Consider the following 24,097-nt stretch of genomic DNA (forward strand, 5'->3'; position numbering starts at 1 on the left):
TAGATGTAACCGACCCTGCTTACGGAGCCGTCGCCATGGGGCACTACAAGTCGAATCTCCGCGACATCGAGTTCAACCTCTTCGAGGTCCTCGGCCGCGACAAGCTGTACGGCACCGGCCCGTTCGCGGAGATGGACACCGAGACCGCCAAGGACATCCTGTCCGAGATCGCGCGCCTCGCGGAGAACGAGCTGGCGGAGTCCTTCGAGGACGCCGACCGCAACCCGCCCGTCTTCGACCCCGAGACCAACACCGCCCCGGTCCCGGCCTCCTTCAAGAAGTCGTACAACGCCTTCATGGAGTCCGAGTACTGGCGCCTCGGCCTGCCCGAGGAGATCGGCGGCACCACCTCCCCGCGCTCCCTGATCTGGGCCTACGCGGAGCTGCTGCTCGGCTCGAACCCGGCCATCTGGATGTACTCCTCCGGCCCGGCGTTCGCCGGCATCCTCCACGAGGAGGGCAACGAGGCCCAGAAGAAGATCGCGCAGATCGCGGTCGAGAAGCGCTGGGGCTCCACCATGGTCCTGACCGAGCCCGACGCGGGCTCCGACGTCGGCGCCGGCCGCACCAAGGCGATCCAGCAGGAGGACGGCTCCTGGCACATCGAGGGCGTGAAGCGCTTCATCACGTCCGGTGAGCACGACATGGAGGAGAACATCCTCCACTACGTCCTCGCGCGCCCCGAGGGCCACGGCCCGGGCACCAAGGGCCTGTCCCTCTTCCTCGTCCCGAAGTTCCACTTCGACTGGGAGACCGGCGAGCTGGGCGAGCGCAACGGCGTGTACGCCACGAACGTCGAGCACAAGATGGGCCTCAAGGCCTCCAACACGTGCGAGATGACCTTCGGCGACCAGCACCCCGCCAAGGGCTGGCTGATCGGCGACAAGCACGACGGCATCCGCCAGATGTTCATGATCATCGAGTTCGCCCGCATGATGGTCGGCACGAAGGCCATCGCGACGCTCTCGACCGGCTACCTCAACGCGCTGGAGTACGCCAAGGAGCGCGTCCAGGGTCCCGACCTGGCCAACTTCATGGACAAGACCGCGCCCAAGGTCACCATCACGCACCACCCGGACGTCCGCCGCTCGCTGATGACGCAGAAGGCGTACGCCGAGGGCATGCGCGCCCTGGTCCTCTACACCGCCTCCGTCCAGGACGAGATCGCCCTGAAGCAGGCGGCCGGCGAGGACGCGTCCGCGGCCATCGGCCTGAACGACCTGCTCCTGCCGATCGTGAAGGGCTACGGCTCGGAGCGCTCGTACGCGCTGCTCGCCGAGTCCCTCCAGATCTTCGGCGGCTCCGGCTACCTGCAGGAGTACCCGATCGAGCAGTACATCCGGGACTCCAAGATCGACACCCTCTACGAGGGCACCACGGCCATCCAGGGCCAGGACTTCTTCTTCCGCAAGATCGTCCGCGACCAGGGCGCGTCCCTGAACATCCTCTCGGAGACGATCAAGAAGTTCCTCGCCGAGGGCGCCGGCGGCGAGGAGCTGGCCCCGGCCCGCGACGCGCTGGCCAAGGCCGCCGTGGACCTCGAGGGCATCGTCGGCAAGATGATCACCGACCTCACCGCCACCGGCGAGGACGTCAAGAACATCTACAAGGTCGGCCAGAACACCACCCGCCTGCTGATGGCCTCCGGCGACGTCGTGATCGGCTACCTGCTCCTCAAGGGCGCCGCCGTGGCCGCCGAGAAGCTGGCGACCGCCTCCGCCAAGGACGTGGCGTTCTACCAGGGCAAGATCGCGGCCGCGAAGTTCTTCGCCGGCCAGGTCCTGCCGGGCCTCGCCGTCCAGCGCCAGCTGGCCGAGGCCGTCGACAACACGCTGATGGAGCTGGACGAGGCCGTCTTCTAGGCCTCCCCTCCTGAAGGGGACGGGGTGCGGGGTGCCGTGTGCGAGCGGCACCCCGCACCCTTTGTCGGCGGTCCGTGGCACGCTCGTACCCATGAGTCCACACGAGCAGCACGGCGCCAGGGGGTACTCCGTCCCGACCGGACGGCCGTACGCCCTCAAGGAACTGCAGGCGCAGCTGGGCACCCTCGGCGACCGCGTCCAGGAGCTGTACGAAGGCGCGCACCCCACCGAGTACGACCCCGTCGCCGACGCACTCCACGCGGCCTTCCAGCAGGCCGCCGGACTCGCACCCGCCCGCACCTACACCGGCTGCCCCGACCACCCCAACGGCGCGCTGGACCCCGAGGCGCCCGAAGGCTGGGGCCGCTGCCTCCTCTGCAACGACCGCAGGAGGATGGCCGCCCGGCGCCAGGGCACCCGCACCCCGGCCCCCGTACCGGCCGGCGAGCACCCGCGGCTCGGCTACCCCGTGCCCGACGGCCCGTACACGCTCCAGCTCCTGCGCGCTTACCTGCGCAGGGTCGAGGAACAGCGCTTCCACCTGACGCCCTCCTCGTCCGACGAGGACTTCGTACGGCTCGCGGACGACCTGCACCGCTCCTTCATCGTGGCCCGCGAACTCTCCCGCCCCCGCAACGCCTCGGGATGTGCCGAGCACCCCGGAGCACCCATCGACCCCGACGCCCCTCCCGGGGAGGCCTGTATCTTCTGCGCCGGACGCAAAAGGCGCGCCCAGCGGTCACCGCAGACCCCCGAGATGCTGCCGCGCATCCGCCGGGGAGAGCGGCGGCAGCTGCACCGGCGCTTCGACCGTCCGACGGGCTGAGACCGGGCCGTGGGCGCCTCGCACCTGAAGGCGCCCCGCGACACATCCCACCTCTTCGGCTACCCGCCGCAGTCCGGACATGGCGAACACGACCGTCGTTAAGGTGAACCACATGAGCTCTCCCGCCCGCTTCGACCGCGGCCACACCGACGACCTGATGACCTTCCTGGCGGCGAGCCCCTCGCCGTACCACGCTGTGGCCAACGCGGCCGAGCGGCTGGAGAAGGCCGGATTCAGGCAGCTGTCGGAGACGGACGCCTGGGACTCGGGCGCGGGGGGCAAGTTCGTGCTCCGCGGCGGGGCGATCATCGCGTGGTACGTGCCCGAAGGCGCCTCCGCGCACACGCCGTTCCGCATCGTCGGCGCGCACACGGACTCCCCCAACCTGCGCGTGAAGCCCCTGCCGGACACCGGCGCGCAGGGCTGGCGGCAGATCGCCGTCGAGATCTACGGCGGGACGCTGCTCAACACCTGGCTCGACCGCGACCTGGGCCTGGCCGGCCGGCTGACCCTGCGCGACGGCAGCCACCGCCTGGTGAACGTCGACCGCGCGCTGCTGCGCGTGCCGCAGCTGGCCGTCCACCTGGACCGCTCGGTCAACAGCGACGGCCTCAAGCTCGACAAGCAGCGCCACATGCAGCCCATCTGGGGCCTGGGCGACGTCCAGGAGGGCGACCTGATCGCGTTCCTGGAGGAGGAAGAGGGCCTGGCGCAGGGCGAGGTGGCGGGCTGGGACCTGATGGTCCATTCGATCGAGCCCCCGTCGTACCTCGGCCGCGACCGCGAGCTGGTCGCCGGCCCGCGGATGGACAACCTGATCTCCGTGCACGCCGGTACGGCCGCGCTGGCGGCCGTCTCCACGCGCGAGAAGCTCGACTTCATCCCGGTCCTGGCCGCGTTCGACCACGAGGAGAACGGCTCGCAGTCCGACACCGGCGCGGACGGACCCCTCCTGGGGAACGTGCTGGAACGTTCAATCTTCGCCCGCGGCGGTACGTACGAGGACCGCGCCCGCGCCTTCGCCGGCACCGTCTGCCTGTCCTCGGACACCGGCCACGCGGTGCACCCCAACTACAGCGAGCGGCACGACCCTTCGCACCACCCGCGCGCCAACGGCGGCCCGATCCTCAAGGTCAACGTCAACCAGCGGTACGCGACGGACGGCAGCGGGCGCGCGGTGTTCGCCGCGGCCTGCGAGCGGGCCGGCGTGCCGTGGCAGACCTTCGTGTCCAACAACTCGATGCCCTGCGGCACGACGATCGGCCCGATCACCGCCGCCCGGCACGGCATCCACACCGTCGACATCGGCGTGGCCATCCTCTCGATGCACAGCGCGCGTGAACTGTGCGGCGCGGACGACCCGTTCCTGCTGGCGAACGCGCTGGTGGCGTTCCTGGAGGGCTGAGCCCCGCGGCGGAGCCGAAGGGGGTCACCTGCCGGCACGGGCAGGTGACCCCTCCCGCGTTCCTAGGCCCGGTCGTCGTCCATCCCCGCGAGGACCAGCGGCAGCCGGGCGGCGCCGCCGGGCACCACACGGACCGGAACCCCCCAGTCCTGCTGGTGCACGTGGCAGGCCGGGTACTCGTTGTCCGGGTCGTCGTCGCACGAGGCGGCCATCGCGGAGACGTGCAGCACGCCCTCGGTGACGCCCTCGGCCAGGGTGAGTTCGCGGGACAGGTCCGTCCCCTTGCCCTCTCCGGCCGCCAGCAGCTCCGGCGGGGTCGAGCTGACCAGCAGCCGGGTGGAGGGCCCGTACCGGGTGTCGAGCTTCTGGCCGGCCGGCGCCTGGAACACCACGTCCAGCCGGAGCGTGCCGGGGGCCACCTCGGTGGCGGCCCGCTGCGTGCGGTGCGCGACCGCGTCCACCCGTACCGCCTCCTCGGGCAGCCGGAGGCGGGTCAGCCGGTGCCGGGCCGACTCGACGACCACGATGTCGTCCCCCACGAGGACGGCGTCGCTGGGCTCGCGCAGGTCCGTGGCGAGCGTGGTGACCTGGCCGGTGGCCGGGTCGTAGCGGCGCAGGGCGTGGTTGTACGTGTCGCAGACCGCGACGGAGCCGTCGGGCAGCGCCGTGACGCCGAGGGGGTGCTGGAGCAGCGCCTGGGCGGCGTCGCCGTCGCGGTGGCCGAAGTCGAAGAGGCCGGTGCCGACGGCGGAGGCGATGGCGAACCCGTCCCCGTCCCCGGCCCGGTGGACGTACCGCAGGGCGCTGGTCTCGGAGTCGGCGATCCACAGCCGGTCGCCGGCCGCCGCGAGCCCGGAGGGCTGCGCGAACCAGGCCTCGGCGGCGGGGCCGTCGACCAGGCCCTCGTTGGTCGTACCGGCCTCGACCCGCACCGTGCCGGTGGCGGGGTCGTAGGACCACAGCTGGTGCACGCCGGCCATGGCGATCCACACGCGGTCCGCCCACCAGGCCACGTCCCACGGCGAGGACAGGTCCACCTCCAGGGCGGGCCCCGAGGTCGGGGACCCCTGCCACCACTGCCGGCCGGTGCCGGCGACGGTGGTGACCTCGCCGGTCGCGAGGTCGAACCGGCGCAGCGCGTGGTTCACGGTGTCGGCGACGATCACGGAACCGTCGGGCAGCAGGCACAGCCCCTGAGGCTCGTTGAAGGAGTCACTCCCGAACCCGCGCTCACCGGACCCGATCCGCCGCACCACACTCTCGCCGTCGGGCTCGACCTCGACGAGCTGGTGCCGGGTGGAGTCGGACACCAGGAGGTTCCCGGACGGCAGCACGAGTGCCTTCCCGGGGAACCGCAGGTGCGTCGCCACGGGCTCGGGCGCCACGTACGGGCCGTCCCCGCGCCGCAGCGTCCCCTTGGCCTCGTGCTCGGCCTCCAGCTCCTCCACGAGCCGCGCGATGGCGTGCGCGTGCCCCTCGCCGGCGTGCTGGGCGACGACGTACCCCTCGGGGTCGATCACGACGAGGGTGGGCCAGGCGCGGACGGCGTACTGCTTCCAGGTCACCAGCTCCGGGTCGTCGAGCACCGGGTGCTCGACGCCGTACCGCTCCACGGCGTCCACGACGGCCGTATGGTCCGCCTCGTGCACGAACTTCGGCGAGTGCACGCCGATGATCACCACGGTGTCCCGGTGCTTCTCCTCCAGCTCGCGCAGCTCGTCGAGGACGTGCAGGCAGTTAATGCAGCAGAACGTCCAGAAGTCGAGAATCGCGATCTTTCCGCGCAGATCGGCGAGGCCGAGGGACTTCCCTCCGGTGTTGAGCCAGCCCCCCTCCCCCACCAGCTCGGGAGCACGGACACGGGCACGGCGGGGCGCGGGCGCGGGGGTGGGCGCCGGAGCGACATCGTTCATGCTTCAAGCATGACATCCCTTGCATGTCGCCCCCAGGGGTGACCGCCACCCGACATCCAGCCGACACGAACGCCTGTGTGGGAGCGTGACACTGGCACCTACGGAGGGAGCACCCCGCATGGCCACTGCGCCGGAGTACGGCGAGGGGATCGACCCCGAGCACGCGCTGAAGTACGCCATCCAGCACATCGCGGGCGACCGAGTGGAAATCGTCGAGGGGGTGATCGTGCCCGTGACGCCGACCTGGGACCACGAGAACGCAGCTGCCGAGATCCGGGACCAGATCAACGCCCGCGCACGGGAGCTGGAGTGCGTCATCGGCTCGGGGAACCTGGACCTGCCGAACTCCTCCAACTGGTATGTCCCTGACCTCGCCGTCGCACCCAAAGCCCTGGCCAAGGGCGGTTCCGCGCTGCTGCCCGACCAGACGCTGCTCGTCGTAGAGGTCACCTCTGAGTCCAACGCCGAGACCGACCGCGTCGTGAAGCGCAGGCGGTACGCCGAGTACGGTGCGCCGCTCTACCTGCTGGTCGACAGGCAGGAAGAGACCGTCACGCTGTTCTCCGGGCCCGGACACCTGGGCTACACGGCCGCCGACGGACCGCACCCCTTCGGTACCCCGGTCCGCCTCCCCGCGCCGTTCGACCTGACCCTCGACACCACCGGGCTCTAGGCCAGGAACGCCCGCAGCGACTGCGCGAAGGCCGTGACGAAGGCGTCGCGGGTGGCCTCCGGCAGGAGGTCCAGGGAGAGGTACGGGTTGAGGTCCTCCAGTTCGACCAGGAGGAGGTCGCCCGAGGGGGCGCGGCAGGCGTCCACGCGCTGGATGCCGTGGTCGAGGGTGTTCCACGTGACGAAGGTGCGGGCGAAGGCCAGGTCCGCCGGGGTGGGGTCGTACGGCTCCAGGACCCAGCGGCGGGCCGGGTCGGGGGCGTACAGGGCGTACTGGAAGGCGTCGTCCACGAAGTAGAAGGACACCTCGTACGCGAAGTCGATGCGCGGCTGGACCAGGACCTCGCCGGGGGTGCCCGCGGGGGCGGCCGTGAAGTGCAGGCCTATGGAGTCGGCGCCCTGCTTGGGCTTGACCGCGTACTCCGGGACGGAGGGCAGGGCGGCCAGGTCCGCCGGGTCGTCCACGGTGGGGATCACCGGGTAGCCGGCGCGGGTGAGGTCCAGGAGGTAGTCCTTGCCGGCCATGTCGCCGCGGCCGGTGAGCGGGTTGTAGACCCGGGTGCCGGAGGCCAGGGCGCGGGCGCGGAAGTCGGCGTACGCCTCCTGGTAGCCGAGGACCGGGCCGCTGTTGCGCACCACCACCGCGTCGAAGCCGTCCATCAGGCGGGCCGCGTCGAGCGGGTGGCAGAGCGCGAGGGGGAACTCCTCGCGCAGCCGGGAGGTGAGGAAGACGTCCTCGTCGCCGTAGCGGCGGCCGCGCGCCGGGTACGCCAGGTCGGTCACGTAGAGAAGCTGCATGGGGTCAACGTAACCCGGGCAACGATCACGTCATGAAATACCTCGTACGGGACAAAATCTTCGCGGTCGGCGACGACTACTGGATCGAGGACGAGTTCGGCCGCCACGCCTTCCTGGTGGACGGCAAGGCCCTCCGGCTCCGCGACACCCTGGAGCTGAAGGACCCCGACGGCCGCATCCTGATCACCATCCGGCAGAAGCTGCTCAGCCTGCGGGACACCATGACCCTGGAGCGGGACCTGGCCCCGCTGGCGACGATCCGCAGGAAGCGGCTGTCCCTGATCCGCAACCACTACCGGGTCACCCTGGTCGAGGGCACCGAGCTGGACGTCGGCGGACGCGTCCTGGACCGCGAGTTCCGCATCGACTACGACGGCGAGCTGCTGGCGCTGATCTCGAAGCAGTGGTTCACGGTGCGCGACACGTACGCCGTCGAGGTCGTGCGGGAGGACGCCGACCCCGCGCTCCTGGTGGCCGTCGCGGTGTGCGTGATCCGGATGGCCGAGAGGGAGCGCGAGGGCGACTGACCCGGCGGTCTCAGCCGAGCTTCCGGAGCCGGCAGCGGGCCGGGCCCTCCGGGCGGAGGGTGATCTCGGCGTTCACCGGCACCTCGGTGTCCACCGCGGTCAGCTCGTACGCGTCCAGCACCATCGCCAGCGTCAGCACCGACTCCAGCATGGAGAAGTGCTGCCCGATGCAGGCGCGCGGGCCGCCGCCGAAGGGGAACCAGGCGTAGCGCGGGCGGCCCTTCTCCTCCTCCGGCGTGAAGCGGGAGGGGTCGAAGCGCTCGGGGTCCGGCCAGTAGAGCGGGTTCCGGTGGGTGACCCAGGGGGCGACCAGCACGTCCGCGCCGGCCGGGATGACGTACCCGTCGATCTCCGTGTCGGCGACGGCCCGGCGGCCGATCACCGGCGCCGCCGGGTAGAGCCGCATGGCCTCCTTGAGCACCTGGGTGAGGTAGGGCAGCGCGTCGAGGTCGGCGGCCGTGGGCGTACGCCCGCCCAGCACCCGGCGCACCTCCTCGCGGGCCCGCTCCTGCTCCTCGGGGTGGCGGGCCAGCAGGTGGAGCGCGAAGGCCAGGGAGGTGGCGGTGGTCTCGTGGCCGGCCAGCAGGAAGATCAGCACCTGGTCGCGGAGCTCGGTCGCGTCGAAGGTGCCGTCCTCCGCGCTCTCCGCCTCCGCGAGGAGGGTCAGCAGGTCCTGGCCGGGGTCCCCGTCGGTGCCGGCGCCCGCCGCGCGCCGTTCGGCGATGATCCGGTCGCAGACGGCGTAGAGCTCGGCGGTGGCGGCCGCGGCCCGCCGGTTGTCGGGGGTGGGCCAGTGGCGCGGGAGGTTCACCGGCGCGTACCCGCGGCGCAGCACGTAGTCGCCGATGACGGGGAAGGACCGGTCGACCACGTCGACGGCGGCGTCCACGTCGGCGCCGAAGAGGATCCGGGCCACCGCCCGCAGGGTGAAGCGGGTCATCTCGCCGATGAGCTCGACGTCCTCGCCCCAGGCGTCCGTCATGCGGGCGGTCTCCTGGGTGACGGCCGCCGCGTAGCCGTCGACCCGGCGGCGGGTGAACAGCGGCTGGACCAGGCGGCGCTGGCGCAGGTAGTCCTCGTCCTGGGCGGTCAGCAGGCCGTTGCCGAAGGACTCGCGGAGCTCCTGGTAGAAGCGGTTGTCCTTGCGGAAGTTGGCGGACTCGGTGGCCAGCACCCGCTGGGCGCCCTCCGCCGAGAACACGGCGTGCACCTCGGCGCGCAGCCCGGGCGGGCCGCCCCAGATGCGGACCACGTCGCCGTGCTCGCGCTGGGCGCGCAGCAGGGTGTCGATGGTGCTCTTCTTGAGGTCGAACAGGGAGCCCAGCAGCGGCACTCCGGCCGGTCCCGGTATCTCCCGCTTGCCCGTCACGGTGTGCGTCGTCATGCCAAGGCCCCCTGTGTCGTCGTCCCGGCAGAGATTGTTTCGCAGTCGGGCGGCGGCACGGGGGGCCTTTTCGGCCAATGCAGTTGCACTTTGCGGCAGTTGGACGGCTATGCGCCTTCGGGGGCTACGGTCACCCCGTCGGCCCCACCGGCCCCACTGGCCCCACCTGCTCCACCTGCCCCACCTGCTCCACCTGCTCCACCGGCGACACGAGCCGCCTCCGCCCGCCGCACCCCGCGCGACTCGGCCACCAGCGTCGCCACCAGCACCAGCAGCAGCGCCCCCAGCTGGACCGCACCGTTGAACCGGTGTCCGGCCGCGGCCGTGGCCAGGGCGCCCGCCAGGGCCGCGGCCCGGTAGCGCAGCACGCCGATCCTGAGCACCGTACGGAAGGCCAGGTCCCCGGCGAGGTAGAGCGCGACGCCGCCCGCGAGGGCCAGGGCGGGTCCGGCGGGCAGCGGGTCGCCGAGGTGGCCGATGGTCTTCTTGACCCCGGCGGCGAAGGTCGCGACGCCGATCAGCACCGGCAGGAAGAAGTAGTAGTACGCGAGCATCGACAGCTTGAAGCGGCGGGCGCCGTCCGCCGCGGCGAGGTACTCCTCGGCCCGCCCCTCGTCCCGCACGAAGTACAGCCACCACAGCGCGGACGCGATCCCCAGGGCCAGGAAGGCGCCGCCGAACAGCCCCACCGTCAGCGGCAGTCCCTCGACGCCGATGCCGATCGCGATGACCGACTCGCCGAACACGATGAGCAGCAGCAGCCCGTGCCGCTCGACCAGGTGCGCCGCGCTCATCCCGCCCAGCTGGCCGCTGACGGTCTCCTCCTCGGCGTCCGCGGGCGCGCCGGCGAACCTGACGACCAGCTGCGTGCCGAACTGGAAGACCAGCGCCAGCACCCACAGCGCCCAGGCCGGGCCGCCGTCGAAGAAGCCGGCGGCCAGCACCGACAGCGCGCACAGCACGTTCGGGGCGGCGAACCAGATCACGCTGCGCCCGTGCGCCTCGGTGTACATCAGCCCGTGCACGACCGTCACCAGCAGGTAGCCGATCCCGAAGGGGACCCCGCCGGCGCCGAAGGCCGTGGGCACGGACAGCGCGCACATCAGGAAGCCGCACATCGCGAGCATCAGCAGCAGGCGGCGGCGCGGGCTGTCCGGCGGGACCTGGTTGGTGAGGTGCGCGTAGCCGCCGTACATCCAGAACAGCACGGTGAAGACCAGCACCACCCGCAGGAAGCCGGTGACGTGGAAGCCGTGCGAGAGCAGCACGGTCAGCTGGGTGACCGTGAAGACGAAGACGAGGTCGAAGAAGAGCTCCAGGGTGGTGACCCGGCGCTCCTCCTCGCTGGACAGCTGTGCTTCGGTGCTTCCGGTACTCACGTGCTCTCCCCCTGAGCGGTGGCCGAACCCCTTCGAGCGACGCCGCCAGGGAACCACACCACCGCCCCGGGAGGCCCTACCGTCCCAGAACTACCGTCCCAGAACCCGGTCCTTCAGCGCCGGGAACTGCTCGCGCGTGACGGCGACCTTCTCCGGGTCCAGCTCCACGACGAGCACCTCCTCGCCCGCCCCGGCCTCCGCGAGCACCTCGCCCCACGGGTCCACGACCAGGCTGTGCCCGGACATCTCGACCCCGGCGTGCGTACCGGCCTCGGCGAGCGCCAGGACGTACGCCTGGTTCTCGATGGCCCGGGCGCGCGCGAGCACCGTCCAGTGCTCCCGGCGGCGCTCGGGCCAGCCGGCCGAGACGACGAGGGCCGTGGCACCGGCGTCGACCAGCCCGCGGTACAGCTCCGGGAAGCGGAGGTCGTAACAGGTGGACAGGCCCAGGGTCAGCCCGCCGGCGGGGAGCGTGACCAGGTCGGTGCCGGCGCCCATCATCACGGCCTCGCCCTTGTCGAAGCCGAAGCGGTGGATCTTGCGGTAGGTGGCGGCCAGTTCGCCGTCCGGCGCGTAGACCAGGGAGGTGTTGTACATCCGGCCGTCCGCGGCCCGCTCGACGACCGAGCCCGCGTGCAGCCACACCCCCGCGTCCCGGGCGGCCGCGGCCATCACCGCGTGCGTGGGACCCTCCAGCGGCTCCGCCTCCGCTTCGAACAGCTCGTAGGCGAAGGCGCCCGTCGGCCAGAGCTCCGGCAGCACCACCAGGTCCGAACCGGCCTGGCCGCGCACCAGCTCAGCGGCCCGCAGCCGCCGGTCCGCGACCGACTCGCCCCCGTCGATGGCGATTTGGATCAGAGACGCGCGCACACTGCCACCGTTCCGCCGGGCGTCCGCTGGGGGCCGGGCTCATGACTCGTCAATTCGGGCCTACGATCGTCACACGAAAGCACTGCCGGGGCGCTGCCCAGCAGCGTAACTTTGGCAGAAAGACTCCCCAGCCGGCCCCAGCCAGCGCCCAGTCACCCGTCACCAGTCACCACCTGTCCGCACTGAACAGCACGAGGGGTCCCGTGACCGTCGAGACCGTCCATCCCAGCCTTCAGCCCTATGCCGACGCGTGGACCCACTCCATCGAGGCGATATCCGAACTCGTGCAGCCGCTGGCGGAGGGCGAGTGGAACCGGGCGACCCCCTGCCCGGGCTGGTCGGTCCGTGACGTGGTCTCGCACGTCATCGGCATAGAGACCGAGATGCTGGGCGACCCGCGGCCCATCCACAGCCTCCCGCGCGATCTGCGGCACGTGGTGGACGAGTTCACGCGCTACATGGAGGTGCAGGTCGACGTACGGCGCCACCACACCGCGCCCGAGATGACCTCCGAGCTGGAGTACACCGTCATCCGCCGGTCCCGGCAGCTGCGCACCGACAAGCGGGATCCGGCCACGCTCGTCCGCGGCCCGCTCGGCGACCAGGTCAGCCTGGAGCTCGCGCTCCGGCTGCGCGCCTTCGACGTGTGGATCCACGAGCAGGACCTGCGCACCGCGCTCGGCGTGCCGGGCAACCTCGACTCCCCCGGCGCCCACATCGCCCGCGACATCCTGCTCCAGGGCCTGCCGAAGGCCGTCGCCAAGCGGGCGGGCGCGCCCGCGAACTCGGCGGTCGTCCTCGACGTCCACGGCCCGCTGGAGTTCATGCGGACCGTCCGCGTGGACGCCGAGGGACGCGGCTCGATGGACGCCTCGGTCTCGCTCGGCCCGGCGGTCACGCTGGGCATGGACTGGGAGACGTACGTGCGCCTGGCGGCCGGCCGGGTCAGGCCGCACGCCGTCGCCGACCGGGTCAAGGTGGAGGGCGATCAGGACCTGGCGGACGCGATCCTGCGGGAGTTCGCCGTCACGCCCTGAGCGGGCAGCAGCGCGGCCGCGCGCTCGCGCTCGCGGTGCAGGGCCCGGGTGCGCAGCCGCAGGATCTGTACGACCCCCAGCGCCTCCAGCACGAACACGGACGAGAACGCGATCCGGTAGTCGTCCCCGGTCGCGTCCAGCAGCACGCCCACGGTCAGCAGGGTGGTCATCGAGGCGATGAAACCGCCCATGTTGGTGATGCCGGAGGCGGTGCCCTGACGGGCGGCCGGGTTCGCGGGCCGCGCGAAGTCGAAGCCGATCATCGAGGCCGGCCCGCACGCGCCCAGCACCGTGCACAGGGTCACCAGCAGCCACATCGGCGCGCGGTCCCCTGGGTACGCGAGGGTGGTGCCCCAGAGCAGGGCGGTAACCGCCACCGTGCCCAGCGCCAGTGGGATCCGGGTCGACTGGCGCCGGGCGATGACCTGCCCGTACACCAGGCCCAGCGCCATGTTGGAGGCGACGACCAGGGTCAGCAGGGCGCCGGCCGTGCCGCGGTCCAGGCCCTGCGCCTCGACGAGGAAGGGCATCCCCCACAGGAGCAGGAAGACCATCGCGGGGAACTGGGTGGTGAAGTGCACCCACAGGCCCAGCCGGGTGCCGGGCTCCCGCCAGGACTCGGCGATCTGGGAGCGTACGAAGCCCAGCCCGGCGCGCTGCACCGGCTCGGGCCCGTGTCCCTCGGGGTGGTCGCGCAGGAACAGCAGCAGGGGCACCAGCACGACCAGCCCGGCCACCGAGCTGCCGGCGAAGGCGGCGGTCCAGCCGACCCCGTGCAGGACGGGGGCGAGGACGAGGGTGGAGACCAGGTTGCCGGCCATGCCCACGAGCCCGGCCAGCTGCGCCATCAGCGGTCCGCGGTGTGCGGGGAACCAGCGGGTGCCCAGCCGCAGCACGCTGATGAAGGTCATGGCGTCGCCGCAGCCGAGCAGGGCGCGGGCGGCGAGGGCCATCCCGTAGGAGGGGGAGAGCGCGAAGCCGAGCTGGCCGAGGGTGAAGAGCGTGACGCCGAGGGCCAGCACGCGCTTGGTGCCGAGGCGGTCCACCATCAGGCCGACGGGTATCTGCATGCCCGCGTAGACCAGCAGCTGGAGCAGCGAGAAGGTCGACAGGGCGGAGGCGTTGACGTGGAAGCGGTCGGCCGCGTCGAGTCCGGCGACGCCGAGGCTGGTCCGGAAGATGACGGCGACGAAGTAGACGGCGACGCCGATGGACCACACGGCGACGGCCCGCCGCCCGCCGGGGGGCTCGCGGTGGGCGGGGTGCGCGGGGGCGGGGGTCTCCGGGGAGTTCGGGTCGGCGGCCCCGGCGGGGTCCGCTCCGGCGGGGTCCGCCCCGGCGGCGGGGTTCGTTCCGGCGGTCATCGGACCTCGCCGCCCCGGACCAGCACCTCGACACGGCTCAGGTGGGCCCGTACGGCCGCCGCGGCGGCGTCCGCGTCGCCGGCCCTGAGGGCCTCCAGGATCTCGGTGTGCTCGGTGACGTTCTGCGCGACCCGGTCGGGGTGGGCGTGCATGAGGGCGACGCCCATCCGCAGCTGGCGGTCGCGCAGCTGGTCGTAGAGGCGGGACAGGATCTGGTTGCCGGCGTGCCGGACGATCTCGGCGTGGAAGCACCGGTCCTCGACGGCGAACGCGGCCAGGTCACCGCTCTCGACGTGCCGCCGCTGGGCTTCGAGGAGCTCCTCCAGCCGGGCCAGCAGCGCGGGCGGGGCCGGCACGGCCCTCCGCACGGTGAACTCCTCGACCAGCACCCGGGTCTCCACCACGTCCGCGATCTCCTGGGCGGAGACGGGCAGCACGAGGGCGCCCTTCTTCGGGTAGAGCCGCAGCAGCCCCTCGGTCTCCAGCCGCAGCAGCGCCTCGCGCACCGGCGTCCGCGACACCCCGACGGCCTCGGCCAGCTCGCCCTCGGTGAGCAGCGTGCCGCCCTCGTAGCGGCGGTCGAGTACGCCCTGCTTCACGTGCTGGTAGACGCGGTCGGCGGCGGGCGGCTGCTTGGCGGGGGCGGCGCCGGGGGCACTGGCGGCGGTGGTGGGCGCGGAGGCCGGGACGGATGGCATGGGCACAGCATAGATACAACAGAGGTGCAACCGAAGAACCGTTCCACGATCCGGACGCCAGGCGGAGCCGGCACTGCACCGAAGGATGTACCGCCGCCCCGCAGGCTTTCCTCCGGCCGCACGACGAAAGGGCGTTGGCGCGACGGGACGCTGTGAGCATGTCCCAGACAGCCTCGCCGTCCGTCGCCGCGCCGGCCCCCGCCGGTACGCGCAACCCGCTGCTCGACGTCCTGCGCGGTGCCGCCATCCTCGGCACCCTGATGACCAACGTCTGGATCTTCTCGACCCCCGGCTCCGAGTGGTCCGTGCTCCAGGGCGTACGCCTGCCCGACCCGGTCGCCGACCCCTCGGCGGCCGTCCTCTCCGAGACCGTCTTCCGCTTCCTCGCGGACGGCAAGTTCCTCGCCCTCCTCACCGTCCTCTTCGGCGCCGGCCTGGCCGTCCAGTACGACTCCGCCGTGCGGCGGGGCCGCCCCTGGCCGGCCGGCTACCGGCCGCGGGCATGGTTCCTGCTGGCCGAGGGCACGCTCCACTTCGTCCTCGTCTTCGCGTGGGACGTACTGATGGGCTACGCCGTGACGGCCCTGCTCACCGCCTGGCTGCTGGCCCGCTCCGAGCGGGTGCGGGGCCGCGTGATGTGGACGGCCGCGGGCCTGCACCTCGTCTTCATGGCCGTCCTCACGGCGGGCCTCGCCGCCTCAGAGCCGGGCGGCGGGGACCCGGACGGCGTCAGCGACCGGGCCGTGGACCTCTACGCCCACGGCGGCTACCTCGCCCAGGTCTCCTTCCGCCTCCAGAACGCCCTCGCGCTGCGCATCGAGCCGGTGATCTCCTTCGGCCTGCTGCTCTTCCTCTTCCTGCTCGGGGTACGCCTGTACCGGGCCGGGGCCTTCGGCGCCGACGCGCGCGGCCGCCGGCTGCGCGCCCGGCTGCTGGCGTGGGGCCTGGGCCTGGGCGTCCCGCTGAACGCGGCGTGCACCCTGGGCGGGGACGACTGGTACCTGCTGGGCCGCTATGCGGCCGCACCGCTGGTCGCCCTCGGCTACCTCGGCCTGATCGGCCTGGCGCTGGACCGGTCCTGGCTGCCGCGCCGCCTGGTCGCGGGCCTCACGTCGGTGGGCCGGACCGCCCTGTCGGCGTACGTCCTCCAGAACCTGCTCTGCATGCTGGCCTGCTACGGCATCGGCCTGGGCCTGGCCGAGCGCTTCGCGGACGACGGCCCGTGGTGGGTGTTCGGCCTGTGGGCGGCGGTCTGCGCGGTGCTCGTCACGGGCTCGACGCTGTGGCTCCGGCGGTTCGCGTACGGCCCGCTGGAATCACTCCAGAAGCGACTAATCCATGTGAAATCCTGACGAACTCAACTCTGAGCATCTCAAGTTGGTCAAGAAATGGGTTCTTCGTGCAGCCATATGATCCCCTTGCACGTCTTGGTCGAGTAGGCCCGCACCGCAGGCGGTCCTGAAAAGCCAAGAAATGCGAACGAATCACACACACCTGAACATTCGCGAACTCGGGGACAACACTTGATATTCAGCCTCACCCGCGTGCGCCGCGCGCTCGCCGTTTCGGCGGTCACCGGTGCCCTCCTCGCGGCGCCCCTCGCCACGTCGTCCCAGGCTGCATCTGCGCCGGCGACGTACGCCAAGGGTGCGTTCCTGATGGACAGCACGACGGGCTCCACGCTGTACAGCAAGTACGCCGACACGAAGCGGCCGCTGGCCAGCACCGCGAAGATCATGACGGCCCGCGTCGTCCTGACCACTCCGGGCCTCGACCTGGACAAGCGCATCACGATGAAGCAGGCGTACAACGACTACGCCGACAGCGTCGGCGGCTCCAAGGCGTGGATCTACAACGGTGACCGCCTGACCGTCCGCGGCTGGCTGAACGCCCTGCTGACGCCGTCCGGCTGCGAGGCCGCCGCCGCGCTCGCCGACACCTTCGGCAAGGGCACCACGCAGTCCGCCCGCTTCGCCGACTTCATCAAGCAGATGAACGCCAAGGCCGCCTCCTACGGCCTGACCAACACCCACTTCGACTCGTTCGACGGCAACTCGCCCGTGAAGACGGGTACGTACTCGACTCCTCGCGAGATGGCGAAGCTCGCCCGTACCGCGATGAAGAGCGCGACCTTCCGCGGCATCGTCGACGGCTACGGCAAGGCCACGGCCATCGCGTCGAACGGCAACTACCGCTACTACACCTGGAAGAACTCCAACCTCCTGGTGCGTCCGACGAACGACGGCGGCTACGGCTACACGGGCGCCCTCGGCATCAAGACGGGCACCAACACGCCCGCCGGCAAGTGCCTGGTCTTCACCGCCACCCGCAACGGCAAGACCGTCATCGGCGTGCTGCTGAACGACGAGGAGCGGTACGCCGACTCCATGAACCTCATGAACTGGACGTTCGGCGCGGCCGCGACGTCGTCCACGATGCGCGCGAACACGAACCCGATCCCGGACGTGCTCGACTAACGGCTTCGGCATGACTGAAGGTGCCGGGTCCCCGCAGGGGGGCCCGGCACCTCTGTTTTTGAGTCACGAGAGCGACGAAACGACGATCCATCACTCTCACACTGACGCCACCCCTACCCCTGACCAGCGAAAACGCAGTCGCCAGACTCGGAAAGCAACAGCCCCTTAGCTGCTGGTGGCGGCTGGGGTCTTGTCGGTCTTCTCGGGGTGGCCGAGGCCGATGGTCCAGTCGGCCGCATCCCCTTCGCGGGAGACGGAGACGCGGATCTTGAACGGCTTGCCGGCGCTGTCTGTGCCGGCCACGTCCACGTCTGCGACTTCGGGGCCGAAGGGGTGGGAGACCTTGACGTCGGTGACCTTCAGGCCCCGGCCACCGTCCTTGGCGATGATCGCGGCAGCGTCGGCCTCCTGGCCCACGATGCCCGCGGTAGGCCTGGCAAGGGCCACGAGCGCGTCGGGGTCGCGGTCGTTGAGCGCCGCAATGTATGCCTTCGCGGTCTCTTCCTCGCTCCTGCCTTCACCGGAACAGGCGGTGAGCGTCATGAACAGGGCGGGTATTGCCAGCAGTGCCAGAGCCTTCCTCAAAGGAGGTTGTCCTCTCGGGTCAGGTGCGGTGGGCGTACCACCAGGTACGCGGCTTCTCGGCTATGAGGGTGCTCAGCTTCTTGTTGTACGTGTTCGACGTGTGGTAGCTGAGGTAGATTTCGCTGCTCGACTTGGCGGTGACAATCATGGTGTGGTTGATGTTGTCGTTGGGGTACGGGCCCCAGTCGGCCTGGAGAACGTCGGAAGGAAGCATCTTCCACACGTTGTCCAGTGGCTTGGTTCTTCCCGAGTGCCGTGTGGCGAACCAGTACCAGTTCTCCGCCCCGGCCCACGTGTAGCTGGTGGTCCAGGTGTAGTTGCCGTAGAACCACTTGCGGTTGTCACCACGCGAGGACATGCTCCCGGACGTGGTGGCCCATCCACCGGACCGCATGGCCTGGGAGATGAAGTTCGTGCAGTCGTTGTCGTACTTGCGGTAGCCGGGGTTCGGGGTGAGTGCGAACCTCCTCGCGTAGTTGACCATGTTGTTGTAGTTGTACGACGCCGTCACCATCGGCTTCACCTCCAGGGCCATCACATCGGAGGCCGGCATCACCGTGCTGCTCGGCTGCTCCTTTTGTCCCTCGTCCTGGGACTCTGGAGCGGTCTCCTCGCCAGGAGCAGGGTCGTGGGGGCCGGGCTCGTTGATCGGGCCGGGGTCCTCGATCGGCTCGCTGATCTGCGTACTTGGCGCGGGTGCGGAGGAATCCGTGTTCGCCTGGTCTTCCGCGAGGTCCCATCCCCCGTCTGTGGAACGGGTGAACGTCATGGTGTGGGGGAGGGCGTACTCCTCGTATGCGGGCGCCCCCGGATCGGGGTTCGGAAAGTACAGGCGGGTTCGCTCGTTGACCTTCACCGTGGCGGTGTCCCCGCTGAGCGACGTCTCGCTGTCAGTGACGGTGACCTCGGCGCGGCTGTAGCCGCCGTTGATCTTCTGAAGGGCTTGGGCGTTGTGCTGCAACACGGCCAGATCTCCGGCCAGGTCGTCAGCCGCGGCGTCCGTCATCGGTACGGGCTCGGCGGCCATCCGTGGCTGTGGGGTGGTGGTGACAGCGTCGGCGCGGCGCTGGAGAAGCGTGTCGGCCATCTGGCCCAGGGCGCTGGTGTCGGCGTCCGACAGGGCGGCGTCGTGGGCGTGCGTGGCGGGTGCGGTGATGGCCAGGGAGGCCAGAGCCATGGTTGCGGCGCTGGCGGCGCGTATGGGCAGTCGGGTTCTGCGCAAGGGTTCCCCCCCTTGGGTCGCGTCGAGTTGGCCTTGGCAGTCTGCGCTACCCGGTATCCGCGCGGGCGAGCGCGGCGATCGTCCGGCCAGTAACCCTGCGGATCTGGCCGGATCCGGAGCTGAGCGCGGGCGTGATCGACTCGCAGTCGGTCAAGGCGGACGCCGTCGTCGGCTCCGACAGCCGAGGCTTCGACGGCGGCAAACTGATCAACGGACGCAAGCGACACGTCGTGGTCGACACCCTCGGCCTGCTGCTGGGGGTGATGGTCACCGCGGCGGACACCGGCAGCCTCGTCGAGCACTGTCCGGCCGCGCTCGCCCTGGTCCTGGCGATCGTCGAGCGCGGCGACGACACGCGTGGGTTCGTGGTGCTGCCCATGCGGTGGATTGTCAAGCGGTTCTTCGCCCACCTGATGCGAAGCCGCCGCCTGGCGCGCGACTTCGAACGCCGCACCGCCAGCACCGAGGCGGTGATCTACTGGTCGATGACCATGGTCATGACCCGCCGAATGACCCGTTCACGCCCCACGCGAGCGTGAACCGGCCCGGCGCCGGCTCGGCCAGCCAGCCCCGCGCGACCAGGCGTTTCGCCTTTGGCCGCAGCGCCTCCACCTTGGCCGGCACCACGTCCATGCCGAAGGCGGAGGCCAGCTCCTGGCAGGTCGGCGGGCGCTGACCGAGACGGACCCGATCCGCGAGCGCGGCCAGGATGCGCTGATAGTCCGCCTACAGTGCCGTCCGGGCCAGCCCTTCGCGCCACACCGGAACCTGCGACTTCGCCTTTGCCGCCACCGGCACGGACTCCTGCACTCCGGCTTCCGTCCGGCACCGCCCGGTCGCTCGGGCGGCCACCGCCTCGGCTGGACTCCCGCCCGGCGCGGACAGCACCGCACACACACGCTCGCGGTCGATCGTCCACTCCAGCCACTCCTGCTCGGCCGCCGCGAGCTCAGCCTGGATCCGGTCGGCTTCCTCGCGCAGCCTGTCCACGCGACGAAGGGCGGCAAGCTCGTGCTATCCGCTCACGCCGCCGCCCGCGCCAAGGAAGGCCGCCCACGCCTGCGGCGATACGCGGATCAGCTCGCGGTGCGGGTCCTTGCTGTCCCGCACCGCGACGATGCCGGGCACGTTGACCGCAACCTCGACGCATTCACTGCCGGTCGTGTTCTCGCTGTAGCTGGACCTGCTGAACTCGAACCGGGTCATGGTTAGACGATTCCTCGGGCGAACGCGACCCACGCCTCCGGCGATACGCGGATCGTCTCGCGGTGCGGGTCCTTGCTGTCCCGCACCGCGACCGTGCCGGGTACGTTGACCGCGACTTCCACGCACTCCCGGTCGGTGGTGCCGCTGCTGAAGCTGGACTTCACGAACTCGAACTCTGCCACCGCTACATACCTTTGCTGATGCTGAGGATCAGGTCTATGGAGTCACGAGGAGCCAGGCTCGCCCGGGACAGACGGTCGAACGCCTTGCCGTAGACGGCGCTGCCTTCCATGCTCTCGACCCATACAGCGGAAGCCTTGTCCTCGACGTAGGCCACGTCGATGGAGCCCGGCTCGGCGAATGAGATCAGGTTGAAGGCCCCGGCGAGGCCGTCGTGCGCACCCGCCCGGAACGGCAGAACCTGCACGTTGACGTTGGGCCGTCGCGCCATTTCCGCCAGGTGGTTCAGCTGTGCACGCATCACGGCCGGCCCGCCGACCTCCTGCCTCAGGGCGGCCTCCCAGATCACAGCGTGGAACTGGAGGGGTACGTCACCCCACAGCCTGGCCTGCCGCTTCACCCGCAAGTCGACCAGCGTCTCGATCTCGTCGGGATGCTTCCACCAGTCACCGCTGACGCCCAGCGCACGGATGTAGTCCGGGCTCTGCAACAGCCCTGGAACGAGCGCCAACTGCCACGTGCGGATGTGGGTCGCGGCGTCCTCCATGGCGACGTACTCGGCCATGCCACCCATGCTGGGGTCGTTGCGCCACCACCCTTTGGTCTTCCGCCGCTCCCGGTCCAGGCGCGCGAGGTTCAGCAGCCGGGCCACGAACTCCTCGTCCCGTACCCCGTACAGCTCGCACAGCGCCCGTACGTCCGGGTCGCGGAACGGGACCCAGCCGTGTTCCATCTTGGCGATCTTCGCGGCGGTGGCGCTCAGGGCCTGGGCGGCCTGGGGCTGCGTGAGGCCCGCCGCGTCGCGCAGGCGCAGGAGCTCGCCGCCCAGCCTGCGGGCCAGCACCGTCGACACCCGGTTGCCCATCGCCGCCTGGTTTACGGCCACTTGGCCCCACCTCCCTAGCGGAACCAGTCTGGCATACCCCGTGGGGATAGATTTCCCCGTAACCGCTTGCACGGATGGTGCCCGTCGCCCTACGTTCGGTAGCGAACTTCCCGTGCATCGGCACGAGTTGGCGGAAGTGCACCGTGCTGCCCGCACAAGGGCACCGGCAGGCCACCGCATCCCACCCCGCTCACCGACGAGGAGGTCGGCGACATGGACCGGTATGACGTGCGGAGCTATCCGCCCCGGCAGGATTCCGTGACCGCGGCACGGCGGCGGGCCGCGTGGCTGGCCTGTGCCTGGGGGTACCCGGCACTCGCCGCCGACGCGGCCCTCGTCACCAGTGAGCTGGCCACCAACGCCGTCCTGCACGGCAGCCTCAGCGACCGGCTCGTACGGGTCGAGCTCACCCTCGACGACACCGCGCTCCGCATCGCCGTCACCGACCCACGGGGCGAACGGCACCCCAAAGCGCGGAGCCCGCGTCCGGACGAGCAGTTCGGACGCGGGCTCCGCGTGGTGGAGGCGCTCACCTCCGGCTGGGCGGTCAGCCCCCTGGTGGTCGGCAAGACCACCTGGGCCGACCTGCCCCTCAGGCGGCCTTAGGGCCCTTGCCGCCCTTGTCCGGCTCGCCGCGCTTGTTGGTCAGGCGCAGGGTGACCTCCGACGCACCGTTCGACTCCGTGACCCGGACCGGGCCCGTCACCGGGTTCCGCGGCAGGACGTAGCCCTCCGGCACGTCGATCTCGTTCAGGTAGTACTCGCCCGCCGCCAGGTCCTCGAAGCGGCACTCGCCCTGCTCGCCCGTCGCGCAGCCCGCGTCCACCAGTTCGTCCGCGTTGATGCCGATGGTCTGGAGGCCCGCAGTGGCGTTGCTCTCGCGCCACAGCTCGAAGACCGCGCCCTCCAGCGGGCGGCCCGACTTGGAGTCCGTCTTCAGCACCACGATCCGGCCCCGCGCCGGCGGTTCCGGCGTACGGGTGTTGCGCGCCGTGATCTCCACGCCCGCCGACGCGTTCTGCGCGGTCAGCTCCAGGGGGCCGAAGACCGCCGGCGACGGGAGGTCGTAACCCGAAGGCGCCGCCGTCTCCTGCCAGTAGTACGTGCCCACCGGCACCGTCGCGGCGCAGCCGCCGCCCGTCGGAGTCGTGCAGGTGGTCACCGACGTGTCCGCGTTGATGCCGGTGGTCTGGAGGCCCGCCGTGCCGTTCGTCTCCCGCCACAGCCGGAACGCCGCACCCTCCAACGCCGCGCCGGTCGACGCGTCCACCTTCTTCACCCGTACCTCGCCCCGCGCCGGCGGCTCGGGCGTACGGGTGTTGCGCGCCGTGATCCCGACGCCCGCCGACGCGTTCTCCGCCGTGAGCTCCAGCGGGCCGAAGACCGCCGGGGACGGGAGGTCGTAGCCCGAAGGCGCCGCCGTCTCCTGCCAGTAGTACGTGCCCACCGGCACCGTGGCGACGCAGCCGCCGCTCGGCGGGGTCGTGCACGTGGTGACCGAGGTGTCCGCGTTGATGCCGCCGGTCTGGAGGCCCGCCGTGCCGTTCGTCTCCCGCCACAGCCGGAACTCCGCCCCCGACAGCGCCGTGCCCGTCACCGCGTCCACCTTCCGCACCCGCACCTCGCCCCGCGCGGGCGGCACCGGATCGTCACCGCAGGACGGCAGGTCGCCGTTGAAGGGGTACGCGTGGAACTCGGCCCCCGCGGTGTCCGAGGTGTGGGTCAGCGAGCCCGCCGTGAAGAAGCGGCCGTTCATGCCCGGCAGCGAGACCGTGGTCGCGGAGGCGTTCTGGCCCACCAGGACGCTGCCCTGGAACTGGCCCGAGCCCGTCAGGGCCACCCGCGTCGCGTCCGGGAAGTTCCACAGCAGCCGGTCGCGGTGCGGGCTGTCGCCGCTGTACGTGCTGATGGTGCGGGCCGTGCCGAGCAGGTTGACGAGGATCGTCGCACCCCGCGGGATGTTCGCGAACTCCAGCCCCTGTGCCGCGCCGTTCCTGCCGACCAGGTCGAACTCCACGTTGAAGACCTGGAGGGCGGACGTCCCGTCGCCCGTGAAGAGGGTCGAGTAGCCGTTGTTCACCGCCCGGCCCGTCGGCGTGCGGGGGTTCCCGTCCACCTTCGCGTAGCACTGGCTCGCGGCCGTGAGGCGGGGGCGCAGGCCGAGGTAGGGGGCGGCCGCGTTCGTGTCCTTGGTCTTCGTGCCGTCGACCGTTCCGGTCAGCTCGCCCGCGTACCTCACCACGCCGCCGTCCGCGATCAGCCGCTCGCCGGCCGCGACGGCGACGTTGCCGCCCGTCGTGAGGAAGTCGGAGCGGAGCGGGGGCCGCACCTGCGAGCCCGCGCCGACGATGCCGATGTTGTACACCGAGCTGCCGGCCGGGTCCTTGTCCTGGTCGAAACCGCCCAGGACGACGACCTTGCCCTCGGCCTCCGCGGCCCGGCCGCGGACCCGGAAGTCCCCGCCGACGAAGATGCTGATGCCGCGGTCCTCGCCCGTGGGCTCACCGGTGTGCACGGGCGGGTACGGGTCGGGGCACCGGCCGGGCAGGCAGGGGCCGAGGCCGTCCGGCAACGGGGCGGCGGCCACCGCCCGCGGTGCGCCCGCACGCGCGAGCCCGCTCGTACGCGCGAGGTCGCCCGTCCGCGTACGGTCCTCCGGTCCCGCCCCCGCGGCCAGGGCGGGAACGCTCCCGGCGAACACCGCCCCCACGGCGAGCGCGACGGCCCACTTCCTCACAGGCATGCCACTTCCGTCCCTCGTATCCGACTTGGCGTCAGACAGCCTGTGCGGCACGGCCGACGCCCC

General features: G+C 71.3%; 23 protein-coding genes and 1 pseudogene. 10 read left to right on the forward strand and 14 right to left on the reverse strand.

Annotated elements, in window-relative coordinates; all coding sequences use genetic code 11:
- Nucleotides 1–35: 35 nt before the first annotated feature.
- The 3 genes from ACIQUQ_RS10515 (at nucleotide 36) to ACIQUQ_RS10525 (ending at nucleotide 4,093) form a co-directional block, all read left to right on the forward strand.
- Nucleotides 36–1,862 (forward strand): acyl-CoA dehydrogenase, encoded by a 1,827-nt coding sequence (locus ACIQUQ_RS10515; protein WP_403973856.1) that lies wholly within the window; start codon nucleotides 36–38, stop codon nucleotides 1,860–1,862.
- A 91-nt stretch (nucleotides 1,863–1,953) separates the two neighbouring features.
- The gene (locus ACIQUQ_RS10520; RefSeq protein ID WP_403973580.1) at nucleotides 1,954–2,688 is read left to right on the forward strand and encodes a hypothetical protein; all 735 of its coding nucleotides are present in this window, start codon (nucleotides 1,954–1,956) and stop codon (nucleotides 2,686–2,688) included.
- A 112-nt stretch (nucleotides 2,689–2,800) separates the two neighbouring features.
- Entirely contained in the window at nucleotides 2,801–4,093 is a 1,293-nt protein-coding gene (locus ACIQUQ_RS10525; protein WP_403973583.1) for a M18 family aminopeptidase, read from the forward strand.
- Nucleotides 4,094–4,155: 62 nt separating this feature from the next.
- On the opposite strand, the gene ACIQUQ_RS10530 is transcribed toward ACIQUQ_RS10525, so the two are convergent.
- Nucleotides 4,156–6,006, reverse strand: a complete 1,851-nt coding sequence (locus ACIQUQ_RS10530) for an NHL domain-containing thioredoxin family protein (protein WP_403973585.1) — start codon at nucleotides 6,004–6,006, stop codon at nucleotides 4,156–4,158.
- A gap of 118 nt (nucleotides 6,007–6,124) precedes the next feature.
- On the opposite strand from ACIQUQ_RS10530, the gene ACIQUQ_RS10535 reads away from it, so the two are divergent.
- Nucleotides 6,125–6,679: a Uma2 family endonuclease gene (locus ACIQUQ_RS10535; RefSeq protein WP_403973589.1), complete on the forward strand. Its 555-nt coding sequence runs from the start codon at nucleotides 6,125–6,127 to the stop codon at nucleotides 6,677–6,679.
- Here ACIQUQ_RS10535 and ACIQUQ_RS10540 read toward each other — a convergent pair.
- Nucleotides 6,676–7,476, reverse strand: a complete 801-nt coding sequence (locus ACIQUQ_RS10540) for a hypothetical protein (RefSeq protein ID WP_403973591.1) — start codon at nucleotides 7,474–7,476, stop codon at nucleotides 6,676–6,678. The genes ACIQUQ_RS10535 and ACIQUQ_RS10540 overlap by 4 nt on opposite strands.
- A gap of 32 nt (nucleotides 7,477–7,508) precedes the next feature.
- Here ACIQUQ_RS10540 and ACIQUQ_RS10545 point away from each other — a divergent pair, with 32 nt between their 5' ends.
- A complete protein-coding gene (locus ACIQUQ_RS10545) occupies nucleotides 7,509–8,003 on the forward strand; it encodes an LURP-one-related/scramblase family protein (protein WP_403973594.1) in 495 nt (164 codons plus the stop codon).
- Between the two features lie 10 nt (nucleotides 8,004–8,013).
- On the opposite strand, the gene ACIQUQ_RS10550 is transcribed toward ACIQUQ_RS10545, so the two are convergent.
- The 3 genes from ACIQUQ_RS10550 to ACIQUQ_RS10560 form a co-directional block, all read right to left on the reverse strand.
- Nucleotides 8,014–9,387, reverse strand: coding sequence for a cytochrome P450 (locus tag ACIQUQ_RS10550; protein ID WP_403973596.1), 1,374 nt, complete (start codon nucleotides 9,385–9,387; stop codon nucleotides 8,014–8,016).
- Between the two features lie 107 nt (nucleotides 9,388–9,494).
- Nucleotides 9,495–10,766, reverse strand: a complete 1,272-nt coding sequence (locus ACIQUQ_RS10555) for a low temperature requirement protein A (RefSeq protein ID WP_403973599.1) — start codon at nucleotides 10,764–10,766, stop codon at nucleotides 9,495–9,497.
- Nucleotides 10,767–10,856: 90 nt separating this feature from the next.
- Nucleotides 10,857–11,636: a carbon-nitrogen family hydrolase gene (locus ACIQUQ_RS10560; RefSeq protein ID WP_403973601.1), complete on the reverse strand. Its 780-nt coding sequence runs from the start codon at nucleotides 11,634–11,636 to the stop codon at nucleotides 10,857–10,859.
- Between the two features lie 203 nt (nucleotides 11,637–11,839).
- On the opposite strand from ACIQUQ_RS10560, the gene ACIQUQ_RS10565 reads away from it, so the two are divergent.
- Entirely contained in the window at nucleotides 11,840–12,673 is an 834-nt protein-coding gene (locus ACIQUQ_RS10565) for a maleylpyruvate isomerase family mycothiol-dependent enzyme (protein WP_403973604.1), read from the forward strand.
- Here ACIQUQ_RS10565 and ACIQUQ_RS10570 read toward each other — a convergent pair.
- Both ACIQUQ_RS10570 and ACIQUQ_RS10575 read right to left on the reverse strand, forming a co-directional pair.
- Entirely contained in the window at nucleotides 12,625–14,037 is a 1,413-nt protein-coding gene (locus tag ACIQUQ_RS10570) for a nitrate/nitrite transporter (protein ID WP_403973606.1), read from the reverse strand. The two genes, ACIQUQ_RS10565 and ACIQUQ_RS10570, sit on opposite strands and share 49 nt — an antisense overlap.
- Entirely contained in the window at nucleotides 14,034–14,735 is a 702-nt protein-coding gene (locus ACIQUQ_RS10575; RefSeq protein ID WP_399943825.1) for a GntR family transcriptional regulator, read from the reverse strand. The genes ACIQUQ_RS10570 and ACIQUQ_RS10575 overlap by 4 nt, the downstream gene beginning before the upstream one ends.
- 158 nt (nucleotides 14,736–14,893) lie before the next feature.
- On the opposite strand from ACIQUQ_RS10575, the gene ACIQUQ_RS10580 reads away from it, so the two are divergent.
- Complete coding sequence (locus ACIQUQ_RS10580) at nucleotides 14,894–16,087, forward strand: DUF418 domain-containing protein (protein ID WP_403973609.1); 1,194 nt, start codon at nucleotides 14,894–14,896, stop codon at nucleotides 16,085–16,087.
- A gap of 171 nt (nucleotides 16,088–16,258) precedes the next feature.
- The gene (locus ACIQUQ_RS10585) at nucleotides 16,259–17,212 is read left to right on the forward strand and encodes a D-alanyl-D-alanine carboxypeptidase family protein (protein WP_403973611.1); all 954 of its coding nucleotides are present in this window, start codon (nucleotides 16,259–16,261) and stop codon (nucleotides 17,210–17,212) included.
- Between the two features lie 165 nt (nucleotides 17,213–17,377).
- On the opposite strand, the gene ACIQUQ_RS10590 is transcribed toward ACIQUQ_RS10585, so the two are convergent.
- Both ACIQUQ_RS10590 and ACIQUQ_RS10595 read right to left on the reverse strand, forming a co-directional pair.
- Nucleotides 17,378–17,797: a hypothetical protein gene (locus ACIQUQ_RS10590; RefSeq protein WP_403973613.1), complete on the reverse strand. Its 420-nt coding sequence runs from the start codon at nucleotides 17,795–17,797 to the stop codon at nucleotides 17,378–17,380.
- Nucleotides 17,798–17,816: 19 nt separating this feature from the next.
- Nucleotides 17,817–18,974 carry an amidase domain-containing protein gene (locus tag ACIQUQ_RS10595; RefSeq protein ID WP_403973615.1) on the reverse strand — a complete coding sequence of 386 codons (1,158 nt, stop codon included), beginning with the start codon at nucleotides 18,972–18,974 and terminating at the stop codon, nucleotides 17,817–17,819.
- A 176-nt stretch (nucleotides 18,975–19,150) separates the two neighbouring features.
- Between ACIQUQ_RS10595 and ACIQUQ_RS10600 the strand changes: the two genes are divergently transcribed.
- Nucleotides 19,151–19,558, forward strand: a complete 408-nt coding sequence (locus ACIQUQ_RS10600) for a transposase (protein ID WP_403973618.1) — start codon at nucleotides 19,151–19,153, stop codon at nucleotides 19,556–19,558.
- On the opposite strand, the pseudogene ACIQUQ_RS10605 reads toward ACIQUQ_RS10600, so the two are convergent.
- The 4 genes and pseudogenes from ACIQUQ_RS10605 to ACIQUQ_RS10620 form a co-directional block, all read right to left on the reverse strand.
- A pseudogene (locus tag ACIQUQ_RS10605) lies at nucleotides 19,515–20,009 on the reverse strand (hypothetical protein). The gene ACIQUQ_RS10600 and the pseudogene ACIQUQ_RS10605 overlap by 44 nt on opposite strands.
- Nucleotides 20,010–20,033: 24 nt before the next feature.
- The gene (locus ACIQUQ_RS10610; protein ID WP_403973620.1) at nucleotides 20,034–20,225 is read right to left on the reverse strand and encodes a DUF397 domain-containing protein; all 192 of its coding nucleotides are present in this window, start codon (nucleotides 20,223–20,225) and stop codon (nucleotides 20,034–20,036) included.
- A gap of 2 nt (nucleotides 20,226–20,227) precedes the next feature.
- Nucleotides 20,228–20,407: a DUF397 domain-containing protein gene (locus tag ACIQUQ_RS10615; RefSeq protein WP_403973622.1), complete on the reverse strand. Its 180-nt coding sequence runs from the start codon at nucleotides 20,405–20,407 to the stop codon at nucleotides 20,228–20,230.
- Nucleotides 20,408–20,409: 2 nt separating this feature from the next.
- On the reverse strand, nucleotides 20,410–21,270 hold the full coding sequence (locus ACIQUQ_RS10620) for a helix-turn-helix domain-containing protein (RefSeq protein WP_403973858.1): 861 nt from the start codon (nucleotides 21,268–21,270) through the stop codon (nucleotides 20,410–20,412).
- 234 nt (nucleotides 21,271–21,504) lie between these two features.
- On the opposite strand from ACIQUQ_RS10620, the gene ACIQUQ_RS10625 reads away from it, so the two are divergent.
- Nucleotides 21,505–21,897: an ATP-binding protein gene (locus ACIQUQ_RS10625; protein WP_403973624.1), complete on the forward strand. Its 393-nt coding sequence runs from the start codon at nucleotides 21,505–21,507 to the stop codon at nucleotides 21,895–21,897.
- Here ACIQUQ_RS10625 and ACIQUQ_RS10630 read toward each other — a convergent pair.
- Nucleotides 21,884–24,034 (reverse strand): choice-of-anchor A family protein, encoded by a 2,151-nt coding sequence (locus tag ACIQUQ_RS10630; RefSeq protein WP_403973626.1) that lies wholly within the window; start codon nucleotides 24,032–24,034, stop codon nucleotides 21,884–21,886. The two genes, ACIQUQ_RS10625 and ACIQUQ_RS10630, sit on opposite strands and share 14 nt — an antisense overlap.
- Between the last annotated feature and the right edge of the window lie 63 nt (nucleotides 24,035–24,097).

The sequence above is a fragment of the Streptomyces sp. NPDC101118 genome, assembly GCF_044759445.1.
Lineage (GTDB): Bacteria > Actinomycetota > Actinomycetes > Streptomycetales > Streptomycetaceae > Streptomyces.

Excerpts from the sequence above, each read along its gene's own strand:
- ACIQUQ_RS10580 (WP_403973609.1), top strand. The coding sequence starts at position 14,894 with ATGTCCCAGACAGCCTCGCCGTCCGTCGCCGCGCCGGCCCCCGCCGGT.
- ACIQUQ_RS10595 (WP_403973615.1), bottom strand. The coding sequence starts at position 18,974 with ATGGCTCTGGCCTCCCTGGCCATCACCGCACCCGCCACGCACGCCCAC.
- ACIQUQ_RS10530 (WP_403973585.1), bottom strand. The coding sequence starts at position 6,006 with ATGAACGATGTCGCTCCGGCGCCCACCCCCGCGCCCGCGCCCCGCCGT.
- ACIQUQ_RS10540 (WP_403973591.1), bottom strand. The coding sequence starts at position 7,476 with ATGCAGCTTCTCTACGTGACCGACCTGGCGTACCCGGCGCGCGGCCGC.
- ACIQUQ_RS10575 (WP_399943825.1), bottom strand. The coding sequence starts at position 14,735 with ATGCCATCCGTCCCGGCCTCCGCGCCCACCACCGCCGCCAGTGCCCCC.
- ACIQUQ_RS10525 (WP_403973583.1), top strand. The coding sequence starts at position 2,801 with ATGAGCTCTCCCGCCCGCTTCGACCGCGGCCACACCGACGACCTGATG.
- ACIQUQ_RS10620 (WP_403973858.1), bottom strand. The coding sequence starts at position 21,270 with ATGGGCAACCGGGTGTCGACGGTGCTGGCCCGCAGGCTGGGCGGCGAG.
- ACIQUQ_RS10520 (WP_403973580.1), top strand. The coding sequence starts at position 1,954 with ATGAGTCCACACGAGCAGCACGGCGCCAGGGGGTACTCCGTCCCGACC.
- ACIQUQ_RS10570 (WP_403973606.1), bottom strand. The coding sequence starts at position 14,037 with ATGACCGCCGGAACGAACCCCGCCGCCGGGGCGGACCCCGCCGGAGCG.
- ACIQUQ_RS10630 (WP_403973626.1), bottom strand. The coding sequence starts at position 24,034 with ATGCCTGTGAGGAAGTGGGCCGTCGCGCTCGCCGTGGGGGCGGTGTTC.
- ACIQUQ_RS10550 (WP_403973596.1), bottom strand. The coding sequence starts at position 9,387 with ATGACGACGCACACCGTGACGGGCAAGCGGGAGATACCGGGACCGGCC.
- ACIQUQ_RS10515 (WP_403973856.1), top strand. The coding sequence starts at position 36 with ATGGGGCACTACAAGTCGAATCTCCGCGACATCGAGTTCAACCTCTTC.
- ACIQUQ_RS10545 (WP_403973594.1), top strand. The coding sequence starts at position 7,509 with ATGAAATACCTCGTACGGGACAAAATCTTCGCGGTCGGCGACGACTAC.
- ACIQUQ_RS10625 (WP_403973624.1), top strand. The coding sequence starts at position 21,505 with ATGGACCGGTATGACGTGCGGAGCTATCCGCCCCGGCAGGATTCCGTG.
- ACIQUQ_RS10610 (WP_403973620.1), bottom strand. The coding sequence starts at position 20,225 with ATGACCCGGTTCGAGTTCAGCAGGTCCAGCTACAGCGAGAACACGACC.
- ACIQUQ_RS10535 (WP_403973589.1), top strand. The coding sequence starts at position 6,125 with ATGGCCACTGCGCCGGAGTACGGCGAGGGGATCGACCCCGAGCACGCG.